This is a genomic window from Limnospira sp. PMC 1279.21 (assembly GCF_032349615.1).
Taxonomy (GTDB): Bacteria; Cyanobacteriota; Cyanobacteriia; order Cyanobacteriales; family Microcoleaceae; genus Limnospira; species Limnospira fusiformis.
Window position 1 is genome coordinate 1 of record NZ_JARPLU010000502.1, and the last position, 546, is coordinate 546.

A 546-nucleotide genomic window follows, 5' to 3' on the forward strand; every position below is an offset into this window, starting at 1 on the left:
CAGCAATTCTCATTTTGGCGAAAACCTGTTCAAGTCCCCGATTAGGGGTCGAGAATGGAGTCGCCTCCATCCCCTCCCATTCAGAACCGTGCGTGAAAGTTTCCCTTCACACGGCTCCTAGTTTGACTGCTCCATTGTTAAGGACACAGCGTTGGCCTTGTCAAGTGCCGTCTTATCGTCGCGGGTGTGGCGGTGTAATAGCTGAAGATTTTTGTATTCATCCTTTCCACCGAGGCTTCGAGGTACAATGTGGTCTACTTCAATTAGGTCTGATGGGGTAAAGTATTGCCCACACCAGGTACACTTGCCTTTTTGCTTTTTGAGTAGTTTTGCTACCCTAATTGGCGTGTCGATTGCTTGTCCTTTTCTGGTTGCCCAGTAAGTCCAGTTTCCGTCGTATGGTGTTGCATCAGGGCGTATTGTGGTATGTCTGACAATCGGAGTCCAATTATGTTTCCATAGTTGAAATCCATCTTTAGTCTTGAATAACCAAGATTCATGTCTTTCTTTCCCATTGCTAAGTTTAACCGTTCCTTGTTGGAAGTA

At 46.0% G+C, this 546-nt stretch carries 1 protein-coding gene; it reads right to left on the bottom strand.

What is annotated here, in order from left to right:
- Window positions 1-117 precede the first annotated feature (117 nt).
- The coding region (locus P5683_RS25655) for an HNH endonuclease (RefSeq protein WP_035759843.1) at window positions 118-546 on the bottom strand (429 nt) is incomplete at its 5' end.